This is a genomic window from Kordiimonas lipolytica (assembly GCF_001550065.1).
In genome coordinates, this window is sequence record NZ_LRUB01000017.1 from 14,986 (window position 1) to 38,195 (window position 23,210).

Consider the following 23,210-nt stretch of genomic DNA (forward strand, 5'->3'; position numbering starts at 1 on the left):
CAAGAGAAAGGGTTAGTCCACCCTTGCGCCCGGCATGCTGACAGGCCACAATGCAGGGCAATCCCACCCGGGAAGGCGGGGGGCTGTGGAAGGTTCGGGCTGTGCGTGACGCGATTGTTGCATTGATTGTTCTAGGCTGGTTGCCTTTCGCCTTTTTTCGTCCTGTTGTTGGTGTTTTGCTGTGGTTTTGGCTGTCGCACATGAACCCCCACGCCTATACCTATGGCTTTGCCGCGAGTTTCGGTTTTCTGGATTACGTCGCGCTGGTGACCCTGGCGGGCCTGGTGATGGACGGCACCAGAAAAAAGATTCCCGGGCATCCCATTGTCGTCATCCTAATGACCTATCTGGTCTGGATCATCCTGACCACCATCATGGCGTTCGACCCGGGCAATGCGATGGAGAAATTCGTCCATTTGTTCAAGGTGCTCTTGTTCACGTTCGTGGCCATAATAACCATGCAGACGCCCAATCGGCTCAAAGGCATTCTATTTGTTCTGATGATGTCGATGGCCTACATTGGTGTGAAGGGTGGTCTCTATACCATTGCAACAGGCGGCGGCGGTCGGGTGCAGGGTGCCGGCGGCATGATGGGGGACAACAACCAGCTTGCGGTTGCCATGGCCATGTCCCTGCCGCTGGCGATCTATTTCTTCCAGCACCCGCCAAAACCCTACCTTAAATGGCCGGCGCTTGGACTGGCGCTGTGTTTCGCCATATCGGTGGTGGGGACACAGTCCCGCGGGGGCTTTGCCGCCTTGGCGGCTGTATCCTTCATGATGCTGATGAAAACCCGGCGGAAATTTACCGCGCTATTCGTCATGGCCGCATTGGCGGTGGGGGGCTATTACTTTGCCCCGGACAGTTGGAAAAACCGTATCGAGAGTAGTGAAAAAACCACGGAAGACGACAGTTTCCGCGGGCGTGTGGTGATGTGGAAATTCTCCTCTAACCTGGCGGATGACAACCCGATCGAAGGTGGTGGATTTGATGTCTTCTATGTGCCGCGTGCGCGGGAACTGTATATGTCGCCTGGCGAGAAGGCCAGGGCGCCGCACTCCATTTATTTCGAAGTGCTGGCAGAGCATGGCTACACAGGGCTTGTGCTATGGCTGACAATATTGTTCACCGGGTGGTATGCGGGCGGCACGGCGGCGAAGCGTTACAGAGCGCATGAGGAGACTCGGTGGCTGGGGGACCTGTGCGCCGCGTGCCAGTTGTCGATGGTGGGCTACGCCGCCGGTGGCCTGACGGTGAATATCGCCACCTTTGACTATTTCCATGACCTGCTGGCCTTCATTGTGCTCAGTTCTGTAATTGGCGAAAAGCTGCTTGCCCGCGCCGAGAGAAGGGGGGCCGACATTGGTGGCGGCTCAGATGCCGAGGCGGTACCTGTCAAATCGAAGAAATGGTCACCTTACCAGAATAGGGATGGGCAGGCGGTAAGGGCGCTGTCGCGAGAGAGCGGACATAGAGCTTAGCCTTGTTCTTTCGTCTCGTCTTCTTTCAGAGGCTGGCTGGCGCTGGCATCAAATTTGGATGCAAAATCCATGGAGCTGGCGCCAGAGCGCCTGCGCACCAGAGCGACCACCACCCCAATGACCGCACCCGCCAGAATGACTGTGCCAAGCATGATGGCGAACCCGAGAATCCACCCCACTAGGCTGTACATGCTTTCACAGTCGTCGCCGCACAGGCTTTCCATGGGATTGCCAACCCAAAAACGGAAAGCGCCATAAGCCACGAGGCTCAAAAGGATAAGCCCGAACAGATGTTTGAGGCGTAGGTCCAGTGCTCCGGCCCTGCGCCGTTTCTGGCGTTTTTTGATCATGAGATGCTCTGACATGGGCGGCACTATGGGCGCGGGGCAATTCATGGTCAAGATGTGATCGCAGGGATCACGGTAAATTCACAGCTCTCTCAAAGCAGGTCGTGCTTCTTCAGGCCGTGGCGGAACTGGTCATAGGTCAGCCCAACATGCTTGGCCGCCGCGCGTTGATTGAAGCGGCTTTCTTCAAGCGCATGCCTGTATAGTTTTCGTTCGAACGATGCAGCTTCTTCCTTGAGATCAAACGGGCCGTCCGGCAGGGCAGAGCCTGCGGGTGTTGCTTGGGGCATGGGCGTAGCGGGGGCGGCAGGCTGTTTGCGGTTGGTCTTAGCAGGCGGACGGAAAGGGCTTTCGAACGGATCGAAGACAATATCGCATACCGGCTGTTCGCCGTCCCACGCGCGGTAGATAGCGCGCTCCACCACATTCTTGAGTTCCCGGATGTTGCCCGGCCAGTGATAGTCCATCATCTGGGCCGTGGCCTTCTTTGAAAAGCCGGGGAACACCAACCATTCAAGTTCACGCGCCATGGCCATGCCGAAATGTTCGGCCAGCAGCATGATGTCTTCCTTGCGTTCCCGAAGTGGTGGCACGGTAATAACGTCAAACGCCAGCCGGTCCAGAAGGTCATGGCGAAATTCACCGGCATCCGCGGCCGCTGGCAGATCGATGTTTGTGGCGCCAATCACGCGCACGTCCACATTGATGGTGTCGGTGCCGCCGACGCGCTCGAACTCGCCATATTCAATGACGCGCAGGAGCTTTTCCTGCGCCGCCATGCTCATGGTGCCGATCTCATCAAGGAACAGGCTGCCTTCGTCTGCCGCTTCAAACCGCCCCGCGCGGCGGTTCCTGGCACCTGTGAAGGCGCCGGGCTCGTACCCGAACAGCTCGCTTTCCAGAAGTGTTTCGGCCAAAGCCGCGCAGTTCATCTTCTGGAAGACCCTGTTCCAGCGGTTCGACAAATAGTGCAGACGCCAGGCGATCAGTTCCTTGCCCGTGCCGCGTTCGCCGATCACCAGCATCGGCCGGTCAAGGGGGGCTGCCCTGCTGATTTGGTCCATCATGTCCAGGAAAGCCGGGCTGTCGCCGATGATTTGTTCTTGTTTTTTAACCATGTGCTAATAATAGGTGAAAAATACTAAATATTGGTAATTATTTTTATCATGAATATCAGTTATTCAAGAGGTTAAATTTTTTATCCATTTAAAACAATGGGTTAAGAAATTTTCAAAAACTGGCACACCCCCTGCAAACAAGGGAAATGTCAGCGACAAAAAAGACTGACACGAAAAAACAAACACAAGACAGCGAACAAGAACTAGAGGACGACGAAGATGACCAAGATGCTCCACATGATGCCGGTAACGCCCGGGACACGACGCGAGGGGATGGATGCTGTTGGGGTAATTGCAGGGGTTGAGCTCGCGCGCCACACAGATGGCCGCCTGCCAGAAATAAGCCGCCGCATGCGCCGCATGGAACGTCAACGTCGTCTCAACTAGTTCATCCTGGCCCCGGCTTAACCCCGAGAAGAGGGATGCCGGGGCCGCGACTAACACCGCCCCCGAGAATAATAAAAAGCGAGGATCGGGGGCATGTCCCAAAAAATGGCAAAAGCCCGGGACACGTAGCGAGGACATACGAAAGGAAGTACAAAATGGGTATCTTTTCACGCCTGACTGACATCATTAACTCCAATATCAATGCCATTCTGGACAAAGCGGAAGATCCTGAAAAAATCATCCGTATGGTGATCCAGGAAATGGAAGACACGCTTGTTGAAGTGCGCTCTTCCGCTGCCAAGACAATCGCCGACCAGAAAGACCTGGAGCGCCGCATCAAGAAGGTGAAGCAGGCGCAGGGCGACTGGGAGAAGAAAGCCGAGCTGGCCATCTCCAAAGGCCGTGACGACCTGGCGAAAGGCGCGCTGATTGAAAAATCCAAGGTTGCCGAAATGCTGGCCCATCTTGAAGAAGAGATGAAGCATCTCTCTGAAGCGCTTGGCCGCAACGAGGAAGATGTTATCAAGCTGGAAGCCAAGCTTCGCGAGGCCCGCGCCAAGAAGGCAAGCATGCAGGCCCGCCACAAGTCAGCGTCGAACCAGGTGCGTGTCCGCAAGAATCTGTATGACAACCGCATCCAGGATGCATTCGACCGGTTTGACAAAGTCGACGCCCGCCTTGACCGCCTTGAAGGTGAAGCCGAAGCAATGGCCATTGGTCGCGGCGAAAACCTTGAGGACGCCTTCAAGGAGCTTGAGAGCAACGATGAGATCGAACAAGAGCTGGCAGCTCTGAAGGCAAAAGCTTCGGGTGAAACGAAGAAAGCTCCTGCAAAAAAATCGGCGTCGAAATAATCGGCGCCCAACAACAATAAAGACATAGGGGAACTAAAATGGACGAAGCCATACCAATCCTGCTCGTAGTCGTCGTGATCCCGCTCTGGATCATCTTCCACTACATCACCAAATGGAAGCAGATGAATGGCATCACCGCCGAAGATGAAGCATCGCTGGGCGACCTGCGCACCGCCGCCGACCGCCTGGAAGACCGCCTTCGCACCATGGAACGCATCATGGATGACGAAGTGCCAGACTGGAGGAGCCGTCACCATGACAAATTTTAACAACCGCCCGACCAAACTTTACAAAGACCCAGTCCATGGTCGTGTTATGGGTGTGTGTGCCGGCATCGCAGATTACTTCGACATCAAAGTTGGCGTGGTGCGTTTTCTGGCTTTCTTCGGCATCCTCTTTACGTTCCCGTGGCTTCTGATCGGCTATTTCATCCTGGGGATGGCGCTGGACCCAAAGCCCGAAGGCCTTTATGAGGACGAAAAGGAAGAAGAATTCTGGAAGCAGACGCGCAAGAGCCCGGACTATACGGCCGCTGAGCTGCGCCGCCGGTTCCGGGACATCGAACGCCGCACGTCCGAGATGGAGGCCTATATGACCAGCAAACGCTTCCGACTGGAGCGGGAACTGAAGGCTCTCGAAGACTAGACTTTCAAGGGACTATATGTCGGAGCCTTCCCTTCCTGGAGAGCTTTCCCTTTCTCCCGAGAGAAGTGTTGCGACAACGGGCAGGTGCTGATCGGACCTGCCCCTTTTTTCATAAGCCGGATGGTTTAACCTGATGGTAACAAAGAGCGCCTAAAAGGCGCCGACGACAGCCGAAGAGCTCGCTCATAAGAGCCGCGGCAGACAGCAAGGATAGTGAGTGACATGAGTGTAGCCGTTATTGGTTTGGCCCTTGGGCTGAACGCCACATCACCTGCGATCACGAGTGAGATGAACCCCCACATGCTGGCGGCAGACCGCCACTATCAGGAACTGGTGTACCAACACAAACCTGTTTTCCGTGTTGCCCCGACAGAGGCCAGCCGGCTGGTTCTCAGGCAAAGGACGCGGCCCGAAAGGCGCGCCGAGGGCGACGCGCAGACCGAGGTCCGCTAACAGAAGTGCAGCATCCTAAGAGTGCTGGGCGTTAAGGCGGGCTTCTTCTTCCTCAAGCGCCTTCGCGTAGGCCTTGCGACCCCAGAGCAAAAGGGCAATGCAGGCTGGCGTCGTAATCGCGGCCACTGTCGCCAGCGAATAGTTCAGCATCATTTCATCACCAAATAGATGGTCGGTGAAGGCGCCTATCAGCAAGGGGCCGGCACCATAGCCGATGATGCTGGTACACAGCACATACATCGCGATTATCTGACCACGCATCTGATTTGGCGTGATGATCTGCAGCGAGGCGAAGGCGATGCCTGACGGCAGATTGATAAACAGGTTTGAAATGCCGAGAACCCACCATGCCGTTGTGGTGTCTGCGATAAAGGGTAGTATCAGGCTGGGCACCAAGTAGCCAATGGGGGCAACCAGAAGCGCCCGGATGTGGGCATCTTTCTTGCCTTGGCCCAGCCAATAGTCCGCAAGAAAGCCGCCGAGCAAAAGACCAGCCGGCCCTGTGAGCAGCGAAATTGTACCAAAAATTTTGCCCACTTCACCGGGTGCCAGGCCGTGGTAGCGGTGAAAGAAAAAGGCCAGGAAACTGAGTGTGCCGAAACCAAGCGCCGCCACACAGGAAACACCGAGGCAGATGCCGGCATAGGCTCTGAAACGGTCTTTCACATGCTTCACGACCTCTTTTACCGGTATACTGGCCCCACTTTGAGACACACCTTTTCTACTGGGTTCCTTGACCGTCAGCATAAGAAACGTCAACAGGATGCCGGGCAGCCCAACCATGAGGAAGGCTTTTTGCCAGCTGCCCATCAGGCCAACGCCGGGGATTTCCACATCCGGCAGGCGTTCTGCCAGGTCTATCGCCGCTCCCCCCACAATGAAGGCCAGAGCTGAGCCTACCGGAATGCCCATGGAATAGACGCTGAGTGCGGTGGCCAGGCGTTTTTTGGGAAAGCTGTCTGCAAGAATGGAATTGGCGGCTGGGGCCAGCGTTGCCTCGCCAATCCCCACACCCATACGCAGCAGGAACAGCGAAATGAAATTGCTGGCCAGCGACGATGCCGCTGTCATCAGGCTCCAGAGAAACAGGCCGACGGCTATCAAGCCGCGCCGGCTTTTGCTGTCGGCAATACGGGCGCAAAAGAGGCCGAAGACGGTGTAGAAAACCGCGAAGGCAAAGCCTGTCAGGAGGCCAAACTGGGTATCCGAGATGCCAAAATCCGCCTTGATGGCTGGGCCCAAAAGCCCGAGAATCTGGCGGTCGATGAAGGAAAAGGTATAGATAACCAGCAGCAGCGCTACCATGTACCAGGCATAGGCCGGGCGTGGATAGCCGTCTTGGTTTGGTGACATGTGCGCTTCCCCTCGCTTGTGTCGCATGCCCTTTTTCAGCTTTAGGCCTTTAACTTGAGGGGCCAATCCGATAGACACACTGTCGTTAGGTAAGCATTAAGTCGGGCGTTTGGCCCGACTGTCAAGGCGCTGGTGTTTGGATAAAGATGATGTCTCTTGAAAATACGACGATCGCTGAAATTTTGGACACATTCGAGTTTCTCGATGATTGGGAAGACCGCTACCGCTATGTGATCGACCTGGGGCGCAAGTTACCGCCGCTCGACGAGAGCGAGATGACGGATGACTATAAAGTGCGCGGTTGTCAGAGCCAGGTGTGGCTGGTGCCTGAGGTGGACGCGGAAGGCCGTATCCATCTGCGCGGTGACAGCGACGCCCATATCGTCAAGGGCTTGGTGGCTTTGATGCTGCTGATCTATTCCGGCAAGACGGCTGAGGAGATTTTGGCCACAGACGCCAAGGGCATCCTGGACCAGCTTGGCCTTGCGGCGCACCTGTCGCCCATGCGGGCCAACGGCCTGTTTTCCATGGTCGAACGGATAAGGGCCATCGCCGAAGCGGCCTAAGTTTAGCCCATCAAATTGCAATGTTATGTTCAATGGATGCTGAACTTGTTTCAGGGTCTATGTCAGGTGGTAATGGCGCCAGCTTACCCTGCAAAAGAAAAGGCCCCGGATTTTCCGGGGCCTTCTTTGTGTCTGCTGGTATCTGTCTTAGGCGATGAAGTTGTCAAAGATAATCTTGCCGAAGATGATACCGATGGCCGTTGGGCTCACGAACCGCACCAGGAAGTACCAGATGCGGAAGGTCTTATCGCTGAGCGCCAGCTCATCCATCATGTTCTTGCGTGTCACGAACCAACCCACGAACAGCGCCGTGAACATGCCGCCAAGTGGCATCATGATGTTGTTGGTCAGGAAGTCTTTCACGCCCATGATGTCCAGCTCAAGCCCAAGCATGTTGATCTTGATGTCCGACAGCAGGTTTGTGCCCTGGCTGTAGGCTGACAGAACGCCAAGAAGCCCTGCGGCCACGCCCATGGTGACGGCAACCTTACGGCGGTTCCAGCCGGTTTTCTCCTCGACATAGGATACAGGTGGCTCCAGAAGCGAGATGGAGCTTGTAACTGCCGCCACAGCCAACAGGCCGAAGAACAGTGTGCCGAATACGATCCCGAAAGGCATCTGGCCGAAGGCGATTGGCAGGCTCATGAACACCAGGCCGCCGCCACCGGCAACATCAAGGCCATATGCGAATACGATTGGGAAAATCGCGAGACCAGCCATCAGTGCAACGGCACTGTCTGCTGCCGCAATGGTCACGGCGGACTTGCCGATCTTCACGTCTTTCGTCAGGTACGAACCATAGGTCATGATGGAACCAAGCGCGAGCGAGAGCGAGAAGAACGACTGGCCCAGCGCCTGCAGGACCGTGTCCAGGCTGAAGCGTGTTGCCGGTTCGCCGGCTGCGATGGCTTCAGCGGTGTTCGGCTTGAACAACAGTTTGTCGAAATCCGGGTTGAACAGGAAGTCGATGGTCTTGGCGAAGTCGCCCGTGAAGCCGGAATAGATCACCAGAATGATCAGGATGGCGAACAGCGCCGGCATCAGCACGGTTACGGCTTTTTCGAGGCCGCCCTGAACGCCTTTCGCCACGATGAAGATGGTAATGGCCATGAAGGCAAAGTGGGACACCAGCGTTTTCACCGGGTCAGAGATATAACCAACGAAGGTGTTTTGCGCCGTTTCCGCGTCAATGCCGCTGAAGGTGCCCATGGCCGCTTTGGCCATATAGGCCAGTGTCCAGCCGCCCACGACCGAATAAAAGCTGATCACGATGAAGGCGCCAACCACGCCAGACCAGCCGATCAGGCTCCACCAATGACTTTTCTTTTCGTCTTGTGCGATCTTTTTCATCGACCCGATTGGTGACAATTGCCCGCGCCGCCCAAGCGAAAGCTCTGCCACCAGCATGGGTGTGCCGATGAAGAATACAAACAGCAGGTAAACCATGACGAAGGCACCGCCGCCGCCTTCACCTGCTTCATATGGAAATTTCCAAATATTGCCCAATCCGACGGCGCTACCGACGGCGGCCATGATAAAGGCCCAGCGCGATGACCAATGAGCGTGTTGTGCTGCTCCAGCCATAAATCCCTCTCCCCGAGTTACTATATTTTTTGCGCAGTATGACAGCCCATGCGCAATTTGGGCGCCATCATAGAAAGAAGGCGCCCCAGTGGCTAGCGGAATCTTTGGTGGCGAAACAAGGCCTTAAACCAAGGCTTACGGCGACGTGTCGAGCACTGCGCAATAGTCGCCGTTGCTTTTGACCTGTTGGCAAAGGCGGCGGGCGTCATCCCGATTGTCCAGCCGCACGCCCAGGCGCACAACGCCGCCCGAAACATTGACCTCCCACTGGTCGATATAGCCCTTAAGGGATGGGAACTTGGCCTCAAGCGTCGGCTTGTTGCCCTGGGCGGACTGGTATGTCTTGTAGCTTTCCAGGTGCGCGAACCAGCGCCCAAGTGGCGAGGTGGACTGAGGCCTGTAAACGGTCATCGGCGAGCTGCTGAATCCGCTTGAAGGACGGACGGAACTGATCGCGCTGCCGCCGTCCAGGGTCGGCAGGCCTTCATGCAGTTGTTGCGGGCGCGCGGAGGCGACATCCAGCGACCGCAGGTTCTGTGCGATCAGGGCCAGGCGGCGGGCCGCTTCGCTTGAGACGGTGCCATTCGCAAGAAGTTCGGTGCCGCAGTGCAGATACACAGGGTCTGTGGACCCTGCTGCCATCAGCCCAGCATAGAGTTTGCGGGCGGATACAGGGTGCCCGCTTTTCTCCATCGCGAGCGCTGTGAAGAACTGGTCAACAGGGCTGGCGAGCGGCTCGGCGCTCAGGATTTCGACAGCGTCGGCTGCACGTCCTTCACACAGGGCATTGGCCACCGGTTTTGGTGCGCGCTTGGCGCCTGCTGTAGGCTTGGTGCCCACAGGCGCGCTTGAGCATGCCGCGACAAGCAGAAGGGACAGCGCGAAGCCTGCGCCTTTTGCGATAGCACTGATGCCGGAATTATTGAGACTGCGCATCGAGGATAATCCGGTTGTCGCGAGGTTGCACAGGGCGGTTGTTGGTGCCGACAATGCCCTGAACCAGTTTGATCTGGTCCGCGGAGAATTCGATCGGTGTCTTTAGCACATACCAGTTTACGCCCGGTGTGCATGGCGGATGGCTCAGGGACCCCATATAGCGGAAATAGTCTTTTTCCTGCGGCATGAAGTCCCGCGCATTGATTTTCACATTCGGCAGGTTCACGCCCTGGCCTGTTTCAATCGGCAGGTGCGGCAGCAGTTCTTCCGCCGCTTCGTTTGTTCCGCCTTCCTTCACCAGAACCGACACGATGGCCATTTCACCGCTCAGCGCCTGATGGGTGAACTGAATTTCAAGGGGGAAGGTGCGGTCCAGAACCTGGTGTTCTGCCGGTGTATGGAAATGGAATTCCTTCAGGACGAAAACCTTGGCCCCCACCCGCAGGATGCTGCCGGGCGCATAATTCTGGCGCACGGTGCTGCCGTCATTATGGGTGGCGACTGAGGTGACATTGTAAAGAGGCTCCAGCCGGTACATCACGGCGGGTTCGGTGCCGGAGATCACGATCGGGGACTGCATGCCCGCACCGCATGCCGGTGCAATGGATGACCATGCATCCGGGCCGGTACTGCCGCTGTAGCTCCACTCCTGTCCAAAGCTCCAACTGTCCTGAAACGCGGACGCTGCCGTCGCCGTGCCGATGATGGCGGCAAAAGCAGCCAAGGCATGTTTTCGGATCATAATCCCCTCCTGATACGGCGCCGGGCGGCTGAAAATTACAGCTGGCCGCCTTCGTCACTCAATCTGGCCTCAACCGATCTTGGCCCTAAGCTACTATGCTGGGCGCGCTATTAAAAGCCTGTAATTTCATCTAGTTCCCGGGCAAACTGTGCCAACCTTGCGGGCATATCGGCCTCTGCCATGTTGGCGAACCCAAACAACAGCCCTTTTTGTGGCTTGGCATGGCTGTAGCTGGCCGAAAGCGGCACGGCGCCAAGGCCAGCGCGGTGGGCGGCGGCCGCCAGCTTCCGGTCGTCCATATGGGCAAGGGAGGGGGCGGCAAGTCCGACAACATGCAGTCCTGCATCTGTCGGCAATAGCGTGAAATAGGGCGCGAGGCATTCGCTCGCCGTGTCGAAGAAGCACTGCAGCCGTTCCTTGTGGATCGACCGAAGCCGCCTCAGGTGGCGGGCGAAGTGACCGTCGGCGATGAAACGCTCCAGGATCATCTGGTCTGAGAGCGGTGGGAAGCTCTCTGTCTGTTCCCTGTGCCGGATCACGCGTGAAGCCATGCTGGGTGGCAGCACCAAATATCCGATCCTGAGAGACAGAAACAGCGACTTGGAAAAGCTGCCGCCATAAATCACATGTCTGCCGCCATCCAGCCCCTGAAGCGATTGCACGGGGCGCCCGCCATAGCGGAACTCGCTGTCATAGTCGTCCTCAAGGATATAGGCGCCTGTCTCTCTGGCCCATTCCAGAAGCTCAAGGCGGCGGCTGACCGGCATGGTGGAGCCCAGCGGATAGTGCCTGCTGGGCGTCACCAAAAGCATGCCCGGTGCCTCACGGGACCGGGCGGGCACCACGGCGCCGCTATTGTCGACTTGGGTAAAAGCAACCTTGTGCGGCAGGGATTCGGCTGTCCGCAGGATACCGGGATAGCCCGGATCTTCCAGGATAAGCGTCCGGTCATGTGGGATGATGCTTTCGGCCACGAACTTCAGGCCCTGCTGCAGCCCAGTGGTGATCATGATCTGGTCTGCATCCGCTAGCACGCCGCGCGCTGTTTGCAGGTAACTTGCGATGGCTTCCCTCAGCGGTCGGTACCCTGCCGGGTCATTGTGCTCCAATTCACTTGTGCCGGCATGCCGCCACACGCGTCCGGCAATTCGCGCCCAAAGGGCGAAGGGGAACTGGTCCAGCGCCGGCATGCCCGAAAGCGGCCTCTTTGCGCGGCCTGATGGCCTGTCTGTCTGCGCCTTTGGGCTGTCGCCAACCGTCAGATAGTGGTCTGGAAGGTCACTGCTGACAAACGTGCCCGCGCCAACCCGGCTTTCAAGATAGCCTTCGGCCATCAGCTGGTCATAGGCGGCAAGAACCGTATTGCGGGAAAGCGAAAGGCGTGTGGCCATGGCGCGGCTGGCGGGCAGGCGGTCCCCGGCATGCAGGTGGCCTTTCAAGATGGCGTCCTGCAGCAGAAGCATCAGCTGTTCATTCAGCGGTGTGTCGCTTTCCGGGTTCAGGCCGGGTGTCAGAAGGGTTTCCACCATCCGATCTGTGCGGCGGCGGGCGTTTGCGCCAGCGTTGATTTGACCGGACATAATTGGACCCTTGAAAAATTATAAATTGGACCTTCTTGTGGGATCAATATTATCCCAAGCTGCGGCCATGTCCAGTCCTGAAGAGAGAAGAGCGAAAGATCAGAAATGGCCGAGTTCACGATAAACGAGCGAAACAGGGTAAAGCGCGGTCACAAGCGCGCCCGGTATGATGAAGAAACCATATATGGCATCCTCGACAGTCACTTTCTTTGCCATGTGGCCTATGAGGTCGGTGGCCAGCCGCAGATCATTCCCACCAGCTACTGGCGGGAAGGCAACCGGCTTTATTGGCATGGGGCATCTAAAAGCCGGATGATCGTTGAGGTCACAAGCGGCAAAGATGTGTGTGTGAGCGTCACCCATCTGGATGGGCTTGTGCTGGCGCGCTCGGCCTTCAATACCAGCGCCAATTACCGCTCGGTGGTCTGCTATGGCCGTCCCGAACTGGTGACGGACACGGCAGAGTTCGACCGCCAGATGGAGCTGTTTTTCGAACAGCTTGCACCGGGCCGCTGGCCGCAGCTTCGACCGGTCACGGATCAGGAGCGCAAGGCCACGGGCCTTGTGGTGATGGAAATAGAGGACGCAGCGGCAAAGGTGCGCGATGGCGGCCCCGGTGACGGTGACACGGAAGATGTCGACTGGCCGGTTTGGGCCGGGCATATTCCGCTCACGACCCAGCAGCGTGGCCCAGTGGGCGTGCATGAGGGCGTGCGGGCAGCGCTTAATCACCCCTTGATGCCGGGGTACGACTGGAACAACAGGTAGGTGCGCCATGCTGGATATCAGACCCAACTGCGAGCATTGCGACAAGCATCTGGCGCCAGATGCGACTGACGCCATGATCTGCTCGTATGAATGCACCTTCTGCGCTGACTGCGTGGAAAGCGTGCTTGAAAATGTGTGTCCCAATTGTGGCGGCGGCTTTGTGTCGCGCCCTGTTCGCCCAGCCACAGAATGGCGAACAGGTGTGTCGTGCGCGCATCAGAAGCCGAGCGAGAAAAGGGTTTTAAAGCCGGTGGACAAGCATGCCCACAAGGCTTTTGCGCAAACGATCAAAACAATCCCACCCCAAAAGAGGTAGCGCCATGGACGGCATGACAAAAGCAAGCCTGAAGAATTGGGGCGGATGTAAAACACCGGGCGGTGCGGTTCTCAAGGGCCGGTATGCCGTGCTTGAGCCCCTTGACTGGGACCAGCACAGAGACGGCCTTTACGGGGCTATCGCTGGTGAGGAGAACCGGTCGATATGGGACTATATGCCCGTTGGCCCGTTCGAGGACGGCGCTTCAGCCTTTCAGGAAACATTTGAAGCCATCCGCCAGCAGGGTGGTTGGCGCACCATGGTGATCCGCGACGCACAGTGTGGCGACGTGTTGGGCATGGCCAGCTATATGCGTCTCCGCGAGGCCTTCGGCAGTTGCGAGGTAGGCTGCGTGGCCTTTGGCGAGCGCCTCAAACGCACGCGCGTCGCCACCGAAGCCATTTTCCTGATGGCCGCCCATGTGTTCGACGACCTGGCCTATCGCCGGTTCGAATGGAAATGCGATGACGGCAACGCCGCCAGCATGCGCGCGGCCGTGCGCTTCGGCTTCACTTGTGAAGGCACCTTCCGGCAGGACATGGTGGTCAAGGGCCGTAACCGCGACAGTGCCTGGTATTCCATGCTGGACAGTGAATGGCCTGCCCTGAGGGCAGCCTTCCGGACCTGGCTTGCGCCGGAAAATTTCGGTTCTGACGGCGTTCAGAAAGCTTCACTTGAAAGCTACCGCGCAGCGCTCTGAAAAAAAGAAACCCGAGCAGGGCAGGTGCCACGCTCGGGAATGAGGGCCTGAGGCAAGCCTGAATGGGAGGTTCAGCTTTCTCAGGAGGGGTTCTGTTATTTTTGTTGTTCGAGTGTCCAGTCGGTTGCGCTATTGGGTGCGGTCGGGAACGAGTTTACTCTTTGACAAAAGCGCGCCCACGGTGGCTCATCAAATTTTTCCTTTGCGAAGGCGCACCCCCATGGCGATGCCGATGCCGCCGATGATGGCCACAAGCCCCAGAAGTTCGACCAGCGTTGGTTCTTCGCCGAGCACAAGGAACGACAGGATCACCGCCACCACAGGGATCAGGGCATTCAGGGTTGCGGCCCGGCTGGTCCCCAGATAACCAACGGCCTTGTTGAACAGCACCAGCGCCAGAATGGCGGAGACAACTCCCTGCCAGAGGCCTTGGGTAAGAAGCGTTGCAGGCGAGACGCTGGTGATGCCTTCGGCAAAGCCGAACACGCAGCCGATCGCCACCAGGAGGAGTGACAGAAAGGACACGCGTGCCGCAATGACAAGGCCGTCCGTTGGCCACTGGCGCACGAAGAAAGTATAGCCTGCCCACAAAAGGCCGCCTGCCATGAACAACAGATCACCCTTCAGCGACGGCGTCATGCCGCCAGATGCAAGGCAGATCAGGCCGATAAGAATGGCCCCAGCGCCCAGTGCCCGCGTGCGGGTGATTTTCTCCCCAAACCAGATGTGCGCCAGTATAAGGCTTGTTACCAGCATGGTGCCGGGAATGATCACGCCGCCATGGCCAGCGGGTGCATGCTCAAAAGCGCTTGAAACCACCAGGCTATAGGTGAAGCCCGCCCCCAGCATCATCACGAAGGCCTGCCCCCATTCCTTGAGGCCGGGCCTGCCGCGGAAGGCAAAGGGCAAAAGCAAAGGCCCCGCCACAGCAAAGCGCAAAAGCACAATCTGGAAAGGCGTGAGGGCATCGGCATTGACCCCGATGGAGGTCACGACCGGCCATGTGCCCCAGATGAAGGCTGCTGACAGGCCACATACAAGGCCGACGACGGGAACCGCCGGCACCGGCATGGCGCCAAGCGCGGGTGTGGGCTGAACATTGTCGGTCATATTTCTATCCTGCTGTCCATCTTGCTGTGGTTTTCTTATTTTGAATAATATGGCGTGAGCGGCGCGTTTAATCTTCGCAAAATTCGCATTTTGATGATAAAGTTCATCATAATTTTACTTAAGGGCGCGGAAAAAATACGCATATGTCTGATTTAGATGGTTTTGACGTCAAGATACTCAATGAACTTCAGGACAACAGCCGGCAGACATCCGAAGTGATCGCCGACAAGGTCGGCCTGTCGCCTGCTGCCACGCAGCGCCGCATCAAGAAGCTGCGCGAGGACGGTACGATCAAAAAGGAAGTCGCCATCCTGTGCCCTAAATCACTCGGGGGGCGAACAACGCTGATTGTGCAGGTGGCCTTTTCCTGTGGCGGGGAGGCGACGATCGAGACGTTCAAGCAGCAGATGCTTCAGGTGCCTGAAGTGCAGCAGTGCTATTATGTCACCGGGCAGACCGATTTCATCCTGATCATGACGGTGAAGGATATGAAGGATTTCGACCGCATCACCCGCGAGTATCTGTTCACCAACCCGTCTATCGGAAGGTTTGAAACCATCGTCGCCATCGATACCTTCAAGGAAGGCTTCAAGATTCCACTTGATGGTGTATAAATGTGCCAGCGACAATAATTATTGGGGGCAAACGTGTCGGGTGGATTTCTATGTCAAAATATGGAGTGCAGGGCTTTTGTAAAGCCTGGGTATGACTTCAAATCAAACAAATTTATGGCCGTTTCCTGCTCGTCGTGCGGGCGGGAATATGGTTCGGAAGAAGCAGCATCCGAGGTTGAAAAAACAATTAGTGGAAGGGCTGCAAGAACGGGTGATGAATTCAAAGTCAAAGCCGGTGGCCAGTTTGGCTATGCGGTAGTCTGGGTCTGGGGGGCGTATATTCTGGGGGCTGTTCTAGTCTACCTAGTACTTTCCACCATCTACTGAATCAGGCGCTCTTGTCGCGCAGCAGGTCGTAGGCGCTCTGGATCTGGTGGAAGCGTTCCGCCGCTGCGGGGTCGCCCGGGTTGGCGTCGGGGTGATAGATTTTTGCCAGCTTGCGATACTGCTTCTTCAGTTCATCCTGGCCCGCACCCGGGTCCAGCTCCAGCGCGTCATAGGCGGCGTTTTCCGTCGACGTAAAGCCGTCATCATCCATCGCGCCACCCCATTCGAAGGTGCGGGCGCTGGCGAAGGCGTCAGACGTTTCGCTGCCATCGTTCATATGGCGCTGCGCTTCTTCGTCGCTCATGCCCTGGAAGAAATCCCAGTTGCGGTTATATTCGGCGGCGTGCGGGCGGCAGAAATACCAGCGCTCAGACGAACCCGGTGATTTGGGTGCCGGATGTGCGCCTTTTTCGCTGCAGCCGGAATAATCGCACATGCGAACGGGCTCCGCGTCCTTGTCGCGGCCGTACTCACCCCAGCGGGGGAACCCAAAGCTTTTTATATAGTCGTTCGCCATCAGATTATTTTAGGCCAGATTGGCCGCTTTGTCTTGTCCCAGTCACATTTTTACGGTGCCGCACTTTATATAAGCAGCCCATCAATGCAAACCTTTCTTGCGGGGTAGGCCGCTATTTGCATTATGGTGCATAAGGTTGACCTGAAGGGATACATATGACGCAACTGGCCCGTCGGTTCTGGCTTTTTCATTTGGGGTTCTGGGCTCTGGCAGGGGTGCTGCTGTTCCTATCCGGGTGGACACAGGGCGGTGCCTATGTGTCCATGGTGCGCAACCTGTATCTGACTGCCGTCGGGCTTTTGCTGGCCTGGCCGTTGATGCTGCTGTTGGCGCACACCCGCAGGTGGGAAGTGGCAAAGCGTGTTTTTGTTGTTGGCGCGGCCTGCTATGGCGCCAGCCTTGCGACGGTGCTGGTGATCAACCCAGTAACCTTTCTGCAGCTTGACGGCGTTTTTGCGGAAATGGATTTCCGCATTCTGACCGCCGGGTCGCTTAATTATGCCATGGTGCTTGCGCTCTGGTGCTTCTTTCACGAAACCCTTGAGAAGCAATCATCTGGCCAGCCCACGCATACGGAAGCCCCCCAAACCATTATGGTTCAGAAGGGCACGACCGCCCGGACACTGGATGTTGCGGAGATCGACTGGGTGGAGGCCGCGGGCGACTATGCCGAAATTCACGCGGCGGGGGAGAGCTATCTCAAGCGTACGACCATGACGGCAATGGAAAAGGCCTTGCCGATGGACCAGTTCCTGCGGGTGCACCGCTCCTATATTGTGGCAAAGGCTGCTGTCGCGACCGTGGAGGGCAAAAGCAAGGGCGCTTACCTGCTGCAGCTGCGTGACGGAGCCCGCATAGACACGGGACGCAGTTATTCAGAAAAGGTGAAAGAAGCCTTCCTCGGAGCTTAATGTCCCGTTCGTCTCCTGTTCGTCTCAAAATCGGGCTGTTTATCGCTCCAATGGTTCGTCCGTCGCAGTTTGCTTGTCTGGGGGGCGCACGCCCGGCACCGTCAGGCAAGGTCCGGCGCGCCTGTAGAGCTTTGCGGGCTACGACAGCAGGAGATTAGACATGAAATTAAAGTTATTTGCGGTGGCTTTTGCCGCTCTTATGCCCTTGGCCGCGCAGGCTGCGGACGATACGCTGGAGGCATCAATCGATGCATTGGCGGCCCGAACCATGGCTGAAAAACATATCCCGGGCCTCGCAATCCGCGTTGTGCACGATGGTAAGCTGCTTTTCGACAAGGGTTTTGGGGTGGAAAGCGTGGAGCGGCAGGTGCCAATGACCACCGACAGCGTGCTGCCCATCGCGTCTGTTTCCAAGATATTTGCGGGTACTACGGCAATGCTTCTGGTTCAGGATGGCAAGCTTGACCTGGACGCGCGGATCAGTGGCTGGTTCCCGGATGTGCCGGCAGACAAGGCAGCCATCACGCCCAGACATCTTCTAAGCCACAGTCACGGGATGGAAGACTATTATCATAGCGAACGCTTCAAGGCCCTGCCGGAAGAGGAGCGCGCGGCCATGACGACCGACGACCGCATTCGCTGGTCGCTCAATCAGCCCCTGAACACGAGCCCCGGCGAGACCTTTTCGTACAGCCTTGTCGGCTATGTAATGCTGCAGCAGATCATCGAGCAAATCGAAGGAAAGCCCTACCAGCAAGTAGTGCGCGAGCGCATCTTCGTCCCGGTCGGCATGGCAAGTGCAGCCTATGGCGGTAGTGATGTGATCGTCCCCGGTCGCTTCCCGCTGATATATGTCTGGAAGGACGGCGCTCTTGCGTATCATCATAGCGATTTTGCTGGGGATGATTTTACGGCAGCTGGCGCGAATGTCTCTGTGGCGGATTCGGTCAAGTTCCTGACGGCCCTCGCGGACGGCAGTCTGCTGAGCCCGAACCTTCGCGATGAGATGTGGCGAGCCTATGACTTCGAAAGCGTTGGTAGCAGGTTCTACGGCCTTGGCTGGTTCAGCTACAAGCGCCGCAAAGACGGGCGCTTTGTTGTCGGGCATGAAGGCGGGGGCTCAAGCTGGCTTCTTTATCTGCCTGAGGAAAAATTGGCCGTGGTGGCGCTTTCGAATATGAGTGGGGCGCGCGCTGATACGCTACCGCATGAGATCAGTTATCTGGTGCTTGACTATTTGGCTCAGACACACGCCAAGGCGGGTAGCGGCGGTTGACACCGGCGTGATAAAGGCATAGCCGGTTGCCCGAAGGGTCCGAAAGATAGGCTTCACGCCACAGCCAGCGCTGGTCCACCGGTTGGGCGTCAAAGGCAATGCCAGCTGTCTCAAGGCGCGTTACCTCGGCGTCCACATCTGGAACTTCGAAATAGATCAGGCCTGACCCCGTGTTGGTGGAGGGGCCTTCTACCTTGTGCAGGGATAAGGTGGCGTTTCCAGACGGCAGCTCAAACCGGGCATAGTGATTTTCGCTGAACACGATCAGGCGCAGGCCCAGCGTTTTATAAAAGGAGATGCTTGCATCGAGATCTATCGCGCCCAGGGTGACTTGGTTGAGGTCCATATCGCTGCCCTTTTCTAAAGTATATCTTTTATAAAATGGGAAATGCTTTTGCTGATTCAAGAGCGCGGATAGCGAAATTTTGAACAGCAGGGCGCTGGACGCAATGATGGTGGGTCTATACCTTCTAGGCAAACTGATCACGGGGGTTATCCATGCGTACTTTCGCAGAAATATTCGAGATGGCGGCTGAAAGAAAAGGCGGCGCTGAAGTGGTGGAAGGCATGCTGCCCGACATCAAGACCGCTGCGGAAATCAGCGCCATCCCCAGCGACCGTATTCTGGCGGGCATGACAAGGTCTGTGTTCCAGGCCGGGTTCAGTTGGAAAGTGATTGAAAAGAAATGGCCGGGGTTCGAAGAAGCCTTCGAAGGCTTTGTACCGGTGCGCTGGAAATTCATGTCCGATGACGATCTGGATAGCCTGTTGAAAGATACAAGGATCGTGCGGAACGGGCCGAAGATTCTGGCGGTGCGAGACAATGCCATTCTGGTGTGTGACCTTGAGGACGAATATGGCTCCGCCGCCAAATGCATCGCCGATTGGCCGGCGGAGGATTTTGTCGGCCTGCTGGATATGCTCAAGGCACGCGGTGGTCGTTTGGGCGGTATGACTGGCCAGATATTCCTGCGCTTTTTGGGGCGTGACGGCTGGGCGTTATCTAAAGACGTGGTGGCGGCACTGATTCGGGAAGGTGTGGTCGATAAGGCCCCGACCGGCAAGGGCGCCATGCGGGCCGTGCAGGCGGCCTTTAACGCCTGGGCGGAGGAGAGCGGTCGCCCGTTCGCGCATATTTCCCGCACGCTTTCCTACACGGTCGGCTAAGGCACGGACTCAACTTCTTGCTTCCGGGCGCCTTGCTGTTGCAGACTGATGCGGTTGGGGGCCAGTTGACCCGGGCGTGACGGGACAGCCACCGTCTGGTTTGGTGGCCACCCTGGCGTGCCGAAAGGTGTGTGGATGCATTCTGGCAAACCTGAAATAGGTACGGCAGCCTTGCGTGTTTGGCTGGGAGCGCTTTTTGCGCTCCTGCTTATCGCGCCGGTGAGCTATGTGGCCGCTTCGCCAGCCACGTCTTTTGAAAATAACGAACCAATGCAGCTGAAAGACGGCTGGTTTGTCTATCGCGATCAAATCGTTGATCCGACAAGCCTTGCCGCTACCGCGTGCGGTCAGGAAGGGGGCGAGGCGGTCAGCGCGCCTGATGTCTGGGGGCCGGCTTTCACAACCAGTCTTTCCACAGGGCACGGCAAAGCCACCTATTGCCGGGAAATCACACTGCCCCAGGATGACAATGCATATGCTTTCTGGATGGGGACGCTGAGGTCTGTTTCCCATATTTACGCAGTGGGGCAGAATGCGGACGGCTCACCCCAGACATGGCTTCTGTTCAAGAACGGCGAGCTGGAACCAGAGGGCGACCAGGTGGTGGCGAACCCGGCCACGCCCATGATCGCTCTGCCGTACGACACCGATAAATTCACGCTCGTGATCCAGCTTTCAAACTATATCCACAAGCAGGGCGGCATGATTGAGGTGCCGCTTCTGGACCTCAGGTGGCGCATGGCGGCGATGGAAAATCGCGCCACGGGCCTGCCAAGCGCTCTTGTGATTGTTCTTCTGTTCGTTGGTATTGCGGCGATTGTCATGGGGTACCGTCGTCGTACCGCGCGCTCGCATAATTTTTTCGCTCTGCTGGCCATTGCGGCTGCCGTTCGGGCGGCGTTCGTCAGCGACCTGATATGGGATTATCTCCCTTCCTTCAGCCTCGCCCGGAAATATGACCTTGAGTATCTGTCGCTCTATTTCATTGCGTTTGCCTACTATCTTTTCGTCACAGACCTCCTGCGGCAGGGCAGGCGGCTTCTGGTTGACAAGGTGATCATCGCCATTTCCTGCGCCATGATGGCCTTCGCCTTGTTGGTGACACCCTTCATGGCGCCAGGCACCATCACGCTAACACGCGAACCTGTTCAGATACTGTGGATGACCATCATCTGCATGGTGATCTATTCGGTGTTTCACGCCAGCATCAAGACCCCGGAAGTGCGCCGGGAAGCGATCTCGGTCAGCCTTGGTGGCTTGATCTACGGCGGCTATGAAATCCTGTCCGTGACCGGGGTTGTGGCCTCGTCTCTTGAATGGTCGCAGTTCATCATCTTCGCCGTGATCATGATGCACGCCCATGCGTTTGTCATTCAGGCCCGGCGGGTGGAGCAGGAACGCGACATCCTGATGGCCAGCCTTGAAGACACCAACCGCGACCTTCAGAACAGGGCGCTCGCGCTTGATGTGGCGCTGAAGGACGCGGAGCAGGCCTCAAACGCTAAAAGCCATTTCCTTGCCACCTTCAGCCATGAACTTCGCACGCCCCTGAATGCCATCATCGGCTTTTCGGAACTGATGTCGCGTGAGCTCCTGGGCAAGCTGGGGAACACGCTTTATAAGGACTATGCCCGCGATATTCACGCCTCTGGCACGCACCTTCTGGAACTGGTTGATGACCTGCTTGATCTGGCGCGCATCGAAGCCGGCGTGGACGAGGTGAAGTCGGAGCCCATGGATGTTGCAGCCCTGGCGGTCGAGGTGCTGAATATCCTCAGCCTGCTTGCTGAACAGCATGATGTGACCATGAAGCTGGATTGCAAGCAGAAGCTTCCGCTTCTTTTGGGCGACGAGCGCAAGATCAGGCAGGTGCTGATCAACCTCATCAACAACGCCATCAAGTTCAATGTGGAAAAGGGCAAGATCGATGTCAGGCTGTGGGCCGACGAAGCAGGCCTTAATATTGAAGTGGCAGACACGGGCATCGGTATTGCCGAAGCCGACCTGCCGCTTGTGCTGTCGCGCTTTGGTCAGGTGGACAGCGAACGCCGCCGCCGGAATGCCGGTGTGGGCATCGGCCTGCCGCTCAGCGGCCTTCTGGTACGCCAGCATGGCGGCAAATTTGATATCGCCAGCAAGCTTGGTGAAGGCACGCGCATCACCATCTGTTTCCCGCCCGATCGGCTCGCTGAAAACCCTCAGTTGGCGACGGCTGGCTAACAGCCGATATAAGGGAGGTTGCGTTTGTTCTCGCGGGCCCTAATCTTTATCGCGAATTCATTTCAAGGGGGGATTATGATCAAAACAGTTTTGCTTGCCGCGACCGTTGCCGGTGGTGCGCTGGCCGATGACGCGGCGCCACTTTTCAGTGACCACGCGGCCTATCCCATCAATGATGAAACGCTGCTGACAGCCGGCCTCGCCGCAGGTGATCTGGACGGCGACGGCGATATGGACATTGTCGAAGCCAATGGCCGCCACTGGGCCCAGCCAAGCTATGTTTACTATAACAGCGGGCGGCACTTTACCGCGCGGCGTATGCTTGGGGATATGGATACCACCAGCTATAGCGTGCGGCTTGCGGATATGGACGGCGATGGTGACCTGGATATTGTGGCGTCATCCGACCTGTTGGAGAACCAGATTTACTGGAATGACGGCAAAGGACAATTTGGTGCGCCCTCGTGGTTTGGCAGTGCGGCCTCATACACCCGCAGCATCACAATCGCAGACCTGAATGGCGACGGTCTTCTGGACATTCTGGAAATATGCCGGGGGACCACCAACCTGATCTATGTGAATCAGGGGGGTGGCGCCTTCGCGGCTCCTGCGCCTTTTGGCCAGGCGGATGACAGGACCCTGGATGTAGCCGTGGCGGACATGAACGGCGACGGCCACCCTGATCTGGTACTCGCCAACCGTGACGGGCAGCAAAATCAGATTCTGCTGGGGGACAGCACGCTTGCCTTTACGACCAGCATCCCGTTTGGGCTGGGCAATGATGACACGCGCGGCGTGGCCGTGGCGGATATGAACGGTGACGGCAGGCCCGATATTGTAACTGCAAATATTGCTGACCAGAACCAGCTGATCCTGAACCGCGGGAATGGCGACTTTGAGGTTGCCCAATCCTTCAGCGGAAATTCGTCCAGAAGCTATTCTCTGGCGCTGGTTGATCTGAACGGCGATGGCCATATGGATGTCGTCGTGGGGAATGACCGCAGCCCCACGGAGGTCTATCTGGGCGACGGCGCAGGTGGCCTTGTGCTGAATGCCGAGATTGAAGCCCATGGTCCACGCACCTATGTTGTTGCCGTGGCCGACATAAATGGTGATGGCAGGCCTGATATCATTGTTGGCAATTCAGGCGACAAAACCGTGGTGCATTACCAGCACGGAAATTGACGCAGCCGGTCGCGCAGAGAGGGCGACCTGTCGCAGGCGCCGTTGGCAGATTG

At 57.3% G+C, this 23,210-nt stretch carries 27 protein-coding genes; 17 read left to right on the forward strand and 10 right to left on the reverse strand.

Features of this window, described 5'->3' with window-relative positions; all coding sequences use genetic code 11:
* Positions 1–50: 50 nt before the first annotated feature.
* Entirely contained in the window at positions 51–1,481 is a 1,431-nt protein-coding gene (locus KORM41_RS08065; protein WP_068143254.1) for a putative O-glycosylation ligase, exosortase A system-associated, read from the forward strand.
* On the opposite strand, the gene KORM41_RS08070 is transcribed toward KORM41_RS08065, so the two are convergent.
* Both KORM41_RS08070 and pspF read right to left on the reverse strand, forming a co-directional pair.
* Positions 1,478–1,831, reverse strand: a complete 354-nt coding sequence (locus KORM41_RS08070) for a hypothetical protein (RefSeq protein WP_068143256.1) — start codon at positions 1,829–1,831, stop codon at positions 1,478–1,480. The two genes, KORM41_RS08065 and KORM41_RS08070, sit on opposite strands and share 4 nt — an antisense overlap.
* An 89-nt stretch (positions 1,832–1,920) precedes the next feature.
* On the reverse strand, positions 1,921–2,946 hold the full coding sequence (gene pspF, locus KORM41_RS08075) for a phage shock protein operon transcriptional activator (protein ID WP_068143257.1): 1,026 nt from the start codon (positions 2,944–2,946) through the stop codon (positions 1,921–1,923).
* 219 nt (positions 2,947–3,165) lie between these two features.
* Between pspF and KORM41_RS21780 the strand changes: the two genes are divergently transcribed.
* From KORM41_RS21780 to KORM41_RS08095, 5 genes are all read left to right on the forward strand, one after another.
* Positions 3,166–3,333: a hypothetical protein gene (locus KORM41_RS21780; RefSeq protein WP_156431836.1), complete on the forward strand. Its 168-nt coding sequence runs from the start codon at positions 3,166–3,168 to the stop codon at positions 3,331–3,333.
* A gap of 155 nt (positions 3,334–3,488) precedes the next feature.
* Positions 3,489–4,187: a phage shock protein PspA gene (pspA, locus tag KORM41_RS08080; protein ID WP_068143259.1), complete on the forward strand. Its 699-nt coding sequence runs from the start codon at positions 3,489–3,491 to the stop codon at positions 4,185–4,187.
* Between the two features lie 38 nt (positions 4,188–4,225).
* A complete protein-coding gene (gene pspB / locus KORM41_RS08085) occupies positions 4,226–4,456 on the forward strand; it encodes an envelope stress response membrane protein PspB (protein ID WP_068143261.1) in 231 nt (76 codons plus the stop codon).
* Positions 4,443–4,832 carry an envelope stress response membrane protein PspC gene (gene pspC, locus KORM41_RS08090; RefSeq protein ID WP_068143263.1) on the forward strand — a complete coding sequence of 130 codons (390 nt, stop codon included), beginning with the start codon at positions 4,443–4,445 and terminating at the stop codon, positions 4,830–4,832. Before pspB ends, pspC begins: the two co-directional genes overlap by 14 nt.
* Before the next feature lie 222 nt (positions 4,833–5,054).
* The gene (locus KORM41_RS08095; RefSeq protein ID WP_068143265.1) at positions 5,055–5,285 is read left to right on the forward strand and encodes a hypothetical protein; all 231 of its coding nucleotides are present in this window, start codon (positions 5,055–5,057) and stop codon (positions 5,283–5,285) included.
* A 15-nt stretch (positions 5,286–5,300) separates the two neighbouring features.
* Here KORM41_RS08095 and KORM41_RS08100 read toward each other — a convergent pair whose 3' ends face one another.
* Positions 5,301–6,638, reverse strand: a complete 1,338-nt coding sequence (locus KORM41_RS08100) for a spinster family MFS transporter (RefSeq protein WP_068143267.1) — start codon at positions 6,636–6,638, stop codon at positions 5,301–5,303.
* A gap of 149 nt (positions 6,639–6,787) precedes the next feature.
* Here KORM41_RS08100 and KORM41_RS08105 point away from each other — a divergent pair, with 149 nt between their 5' ends.
* Positions 6,788–7,204 carry a SufE family protein gene (locus tag KORM41_RS08105; protein WP_068144050.1) on the forward strand — a complete coding sequence of 139 codons (417 nt, stop codon included), beginning with the start codon at positions 6,788–6,790 and terminating at the stop codon, positions 7,202–7,204.
* 147 nt (positions 7,205–7,351) lie between these two features.
* Here KORM41_RS08105 and KORM41_RS08110 read toward each other — a convergent pair whose 3' ends face one another.
* The 4 genes from KORM41_RS08110 to pdxR form a co-directional block, all read right to left on the reverse strand.
* Positions 7,352–8,788: a sodium-dependent transporter gene (locus KORM41_RS08110; protein ID WP_082719635.1), complete on the reverse strand. Its 1,437-nt coding sequence runs from the start codon at positions 8,786–8,788 to the stop codon at positions 7,352–7,354.
* A 135-nt stretch (positions 8,789–8,923) separates the two neighbouring features.
* Positions 8,924–9,724: a hypothetical protein gene (locus tag KORM41_RS08115; protein ID WP_068143271.1), complete on the reverse strand. Its 801-nt coding sequence runs from the start codon at positions 9,722–9,724 to the stop codon at positions 8,924–8,926.
* Positions 9,708–10,466, reverse strand: coding sequence for a carbonic anhydrase (locus KORM41_RS08120; protein WP_068143272.1), 759 nt, complete (start codon positions 10,464–10,466; stop codon positions 9,708–9,710). Before KORM41_RS08120 ends, KORM41_RS08115 begins: the two co-directional genes overlap by 17 nt.
* 110 nt (positions 10,467–10,576) lie before the next feature.
* A complete protein-coding gene (gene pdxR / locus KORM41_RS08125) occupies positions 10,577–12,046 on the reverse strand; it encodes a MocR-like pyridoxine biosynthesis transcription factor PdxR (RefSeq protein WP_068143275.1) in 1,470 nt (489 codons plus the stop codon).
* A gap of 105 nt (positions 12,047–12,151) precedes the next feature.
* On the opposite strand from pdxR, the gene KORM41_RS08130 reads away from it, so the two are divergent.
* Genes KORM41_RS08130 through KORM41_RS08140 form a run of 3 tightly spaced genes read left to right on the forward strand, consistent with a single transcriptional unit; the run spans position 12,152 to position 13,830 of the window.
* Positions 12,152–12,814, forward strand: coding sequence for a pyridoxamine 5'-phosphate oxidase family protein (locus KORM41_RS08130; protein WP_068143277.1), 663 nt, complete (start codon positions 12,152–12,154; stop codon positions 12,812–12,814).
* A 7-nt stretch (positions 12,815–12,821) separates the two neighbouring features.
* A complete protein-coding gene (locus tag KORM41_RS08135) occupies positions 12,822–13,130 on the forward strand; it encodes a DUF1272 domain-containing protein (protein ID WP_068143279.1) in 309 nt (102 codons plus the stop codon).
* A gap of 4 nt (positions 13,131–13,134) precedes the next feature.
* On the forward strand, positions 13,135–13,830 hold the full coding sequence (locus tag KORM41_RS08140) for a GNAT family N-acetyltransferase (protein ID WP_231727044.1): 696 nt from the start codon (positions 13,135–13,137) through the stop codon (positions 13,828–13,830).
* Between the two features lie 189 nt (positions 13,831–14,019).
* Here the strand turns inward: KORM41_RS08140 and KORM41_RS08145 are convergent, their stop codons facing one another.
* A complete protein-coding gene (locus tag KORM41_RS08145; protein ID WP_068143281.1) occupies positions 14,020–14,940 on the reverse strand; it encodes a DMT family transporter in 921 nt (306 codons plus the stop codon).
* A gap of 143 nt (positions 14,941–15,083) precedes the next feature.
* Between KORM41_RS08145 and KORM41_RS08150 the strand changes: the two genes are divergently transcribed.
* Positions 15,084–15,554, forward strand: coding sequence for an Lrp/AsnC family transcriptional regulator (locus KORM41_RS08150; protein WP_068143283.1), 471 nt, complete (start codon positions 15,084–15,086; stop codon positions 15,552–15,554).
* Positions 15,555–15,587: 33 nt separating this feature from the next.
* A complete protein-coding gene (locus KORM41_RS08155; protein ID WP_156431837.1) occupies positions 15,588–15,881 on the forward strand; it encodes a hypothetical protein in 294 nt (97 codons plus the stop codon).
* Position 15,882: 1 nt separating this feature from the next.
* Here the strand turns inward: KORM41_RS08155 and KORM41_RS22205 are convergent, their stop codons facing one another.
* Positions 15,883–16,398, reverse strand: a complete 516-nt coding sequence (locus tag KORM41_RS22205) for a J domain-containing protein (protein WP_068143286.1) — start codon at positions 16,396–16,398, stop codon at positions 15,883–15,885.
* A gap of 155 nt (positions 16,399–16,553) precedes the next feature.
* Here KORM41_RS22205 and KORM41_RS08165 point away from each other — a divergent pair, with 155 nt between their 5' ends.
* On the forward strand, positions 16,554–17,309 hold the full coding sequence (locus KORM41_RS08165; protein ID WP_068143288.1) for a LytR/AlgR family response regulator transcription factor: 756 nt from the start codon (positions 16,554–16,556) through the stop codon (positions 17,307–17,309).
* Positions 17,310–17,469: 160 nt separating this feature from the next.
* Positions 17,470–18,585, forward strand: coding sequence for a serine hydrolase domain-containing protein (locus tag KORM41_RS08170; protein WP_068143290.1), 1,116 nt, complete (start codon positions 17,470–17,472; stop codon positions 18,583–18,585).
* On the opposite strand, the gene KORM41_RS08175 is transcribed toward KORM41_RS08170, so the two are convergent.
* Entirely contained in the window at positions 18,524–18,931 is a 408-nt protein-coding gene (locus KORM41_RS08175) for a VOC family protein (protein WP_068143292.1), read from the reverse strand. The genes KORM41_RS08170 and KORM41_RS08175 overlap by 62 nt on opposite strands.
* Positions 18,932–19,083: 152 nt before the next feature.
* On the opposite strand from KORM41_RS08175, the gene KORM41_RS08180 reads away from it, so the two are divergent.
* From KORM41_RS08180 to KORM41_RS08190, 3 genes are all read left to right on the forward strand, one after another.
* Positions 19,084–19,752 (forward strand): DNA-3-methyladenine glycosylase I, encoded by a 669-nt coding sequence (locus KORM41_RS08180; protein WP_068143294.1) that lies wholly within the window; start codon positions 19,084–19,086, stop codon positions 19,750–19,752.
* Between the two features lie 171 nt (positions 19,753–19,923).
* Entirely contained in the window at positions 19,924–21,972 is a 2,049-nt protein-coding gene (locus KORM41_RS08185; RefSeq protein WP_231727045.1) for a sensor histidine kinase, read from the forward strand.
* A gap of 75 nt (positions 21,973–22,047) precedes the next feature.
* Positions 22,048–23,157: an FG-GAP repeat domain-containing protein gene (locus KORM41_RS08190; RefSeq protein ID WP_068143298.1), complete on the forward strand. Its 1,110-nt coding sequence runs from the start codon at positions 22,048–22,050 to the stop codon at positions 23,155–23,157.
* The last annotated feature ends 53 nt before the right edge of the window (positions 23,158–23,210 follow it).

Excerpts from the sequence above, each read along its gene's own strand:
- KORM41_RS08065 (WP_068143254.1), top strand. The coding sequence starts at position 51 with ATGCAGGGCAATCCCACCCGGGAAGGCGGGGGGCTGTGGAAGGTTCGG.
- KORM41_RS08070 (WP_068143256.1), bottom strand. The coding sequence starts at position 1,831 with ATGATCAAAAAACGCCAGAAACGGCGCAGGGCCGGAGCACTGGACCTA.
- pspF (WP_068143257.1), bottom strand. The coding sequence starts at position 2,946 with ATGGTTAAAAAACAAGAACAAATCATCGGCGACAGCCCGGCTTTCCTG.
- KORM41_RS21780 (WP_156431836.1), top strand. The coding sequence starts at position 3,166 with ATGACCAAGATGCTCCACATGATGCCGGTAACGCCCGGGACACGACGC.
- pspA (WP_068143259.1), top strand. The coding sequence starts at position 3,489 with ATGGGTATCTTTTCACGCCTGACTGACATCATTAACTCCAATATCAAT.
- pspB (WP_068143261.1), top strand. The coding sequence starts at position 4,226 with ATGGACGAAGCCATACCAATCCTGCTCGTAGTCGTCGTGATCCCGCTC.
- pspC (WP_068143263.1), top strand. The coding sequence starts at position 4,443 with ATGACAAATTTTAACAACCGCCCGACCAAACTTTACAAAGACCCAGTC.
- KORM41_RS08095 (WP_068143265.1), top strand. The coding sequence starts at position 5,055 with ATGAGTGTAGCCGTTATTGGTTTGGCCCTTGGGCTGAACGCCACATCA.
- KORM41_RS08100 (WP_068143267.1), bottom strand. The coding sequence starts at position 6,638 with ATGTCACCAAACCAAGACGGCTATCCACGCCCGGCCTATGCCTGGTAC.
- KORM41_RS08105 (WP_068144050.1), top strand. The coding sequence starts at position 6,788 with ATGTCTCTTGAAAATACGACGATCGCTGAAATTTTGGACACATTCGAG.
- KORM41_RS08110 (WP_082719635.1), bottom strand. The coding sequence starts at position 8,788 with ATGGCTGGAGCAGCACAACACGCTCATTGGTCATCGCGCTGGGCCTTT.
- KORM41_RS08115 (WP_068143271.1), bottom strand. The coding sequence starts at position 9,724 with ATGCGCAGTCTCAATAATTCCGGCATCAGTGCTATCGCAAAAGGCGCA.
- KORM41_RS08120 (WP_068143272.1), bottom strand. The coding sequence starts at position 10,466 with ATGATCCGAAAACATGCCTTGGCTGCTTTTGCCGCCATCATCGGCACG.
- pdxR (WP_068143275.1), bottom strand. The coding sequence starts at position 12,046 with ATGTCCGGTCAAATCAACGCTGGCGCAAACGCCCGCCGCCGCACAGAT.
- KORM41_RS08130 (WP_068143277.1), top strand. The coding sequence starts at position 12,152 with ATGGCCGAGTTCACGATAAACGAGCGAAACAGGGTAAAGCGCGGTCAC.
- KORM41_RS08135 (WP_068143279.1), top strand. The coding sequence starts at position 12,822 with ATGCTGGATATCAGACCCAACTGCGAGCATTGCGACAAGCATCTGGCG.
- KORM41_RS08140 (WP_231727044.1), top strand. The coding sequence starts at position 13,135 with ATGGACGGCATGACAAAAGCAAGCCTGAAGAATTGGGGCGGATGTAAA.
- KORM41_RS08145 (WP_068143281.1), bottom strand. The coding sequence starts at position 14,940 with ATGACCGACAATGTTCAGCCCACACCCGCGCTTGGCGCCATGCCGGTG.
- KORM41_RS08150 (WP_068143283.1), top strand. The coding sequence starts at position 15,084 with ATGTCTGATTTAGATGGTTTTGACGTCAAGATACTCAATGAACTTCAG.
- KORM41_RS22205 (WP_068143286.1), bottom strand. The coding sequence starts at position 16,398 with ATGGCGAACGACTATATAAAAAGCTTTGGGTTCCCCCGCTGGGGTGAG.
- KORM41_RS08165 (WP_068143288.1), top strand. The coding sequence starts at position 16,554 with ATGACGCAACTGGCCCGTCGGTTCTGGCTTTTTCATTTGGGGTTCTGG.
- KORM41_RS08170 (WP_068143290.1), top strand. The coding sequence starts at position 17,470 with ATGAAATTAAAGTTATTTGCGGTGGCTTTTGCCGCTCTTATGCCCTTG.
- KORM41_RS08175 (WP_068143292.1), bottom strand. The coding sequence starts at position 18,931 with ATGGACCTCAACCAAGTCACCCTGGGCGCGATAGATCTCGATGCAAGC.
- KORM41_RS08180 (WP_068143294.1), top strand. The coding sequence starts at position 19,084 with ATGCGTACTTTCGCAGAAATATTCGAGATGGCGGCTGAAAGAAAAGGC.
- KORM41_RS08190 (WP_068143298.1), top strand. The coding sequence starts at position 22,048 with ATGATCAAAACAGTTTTGCTTGCCGCGACCGTTGCCGGTGGTGCGCTG.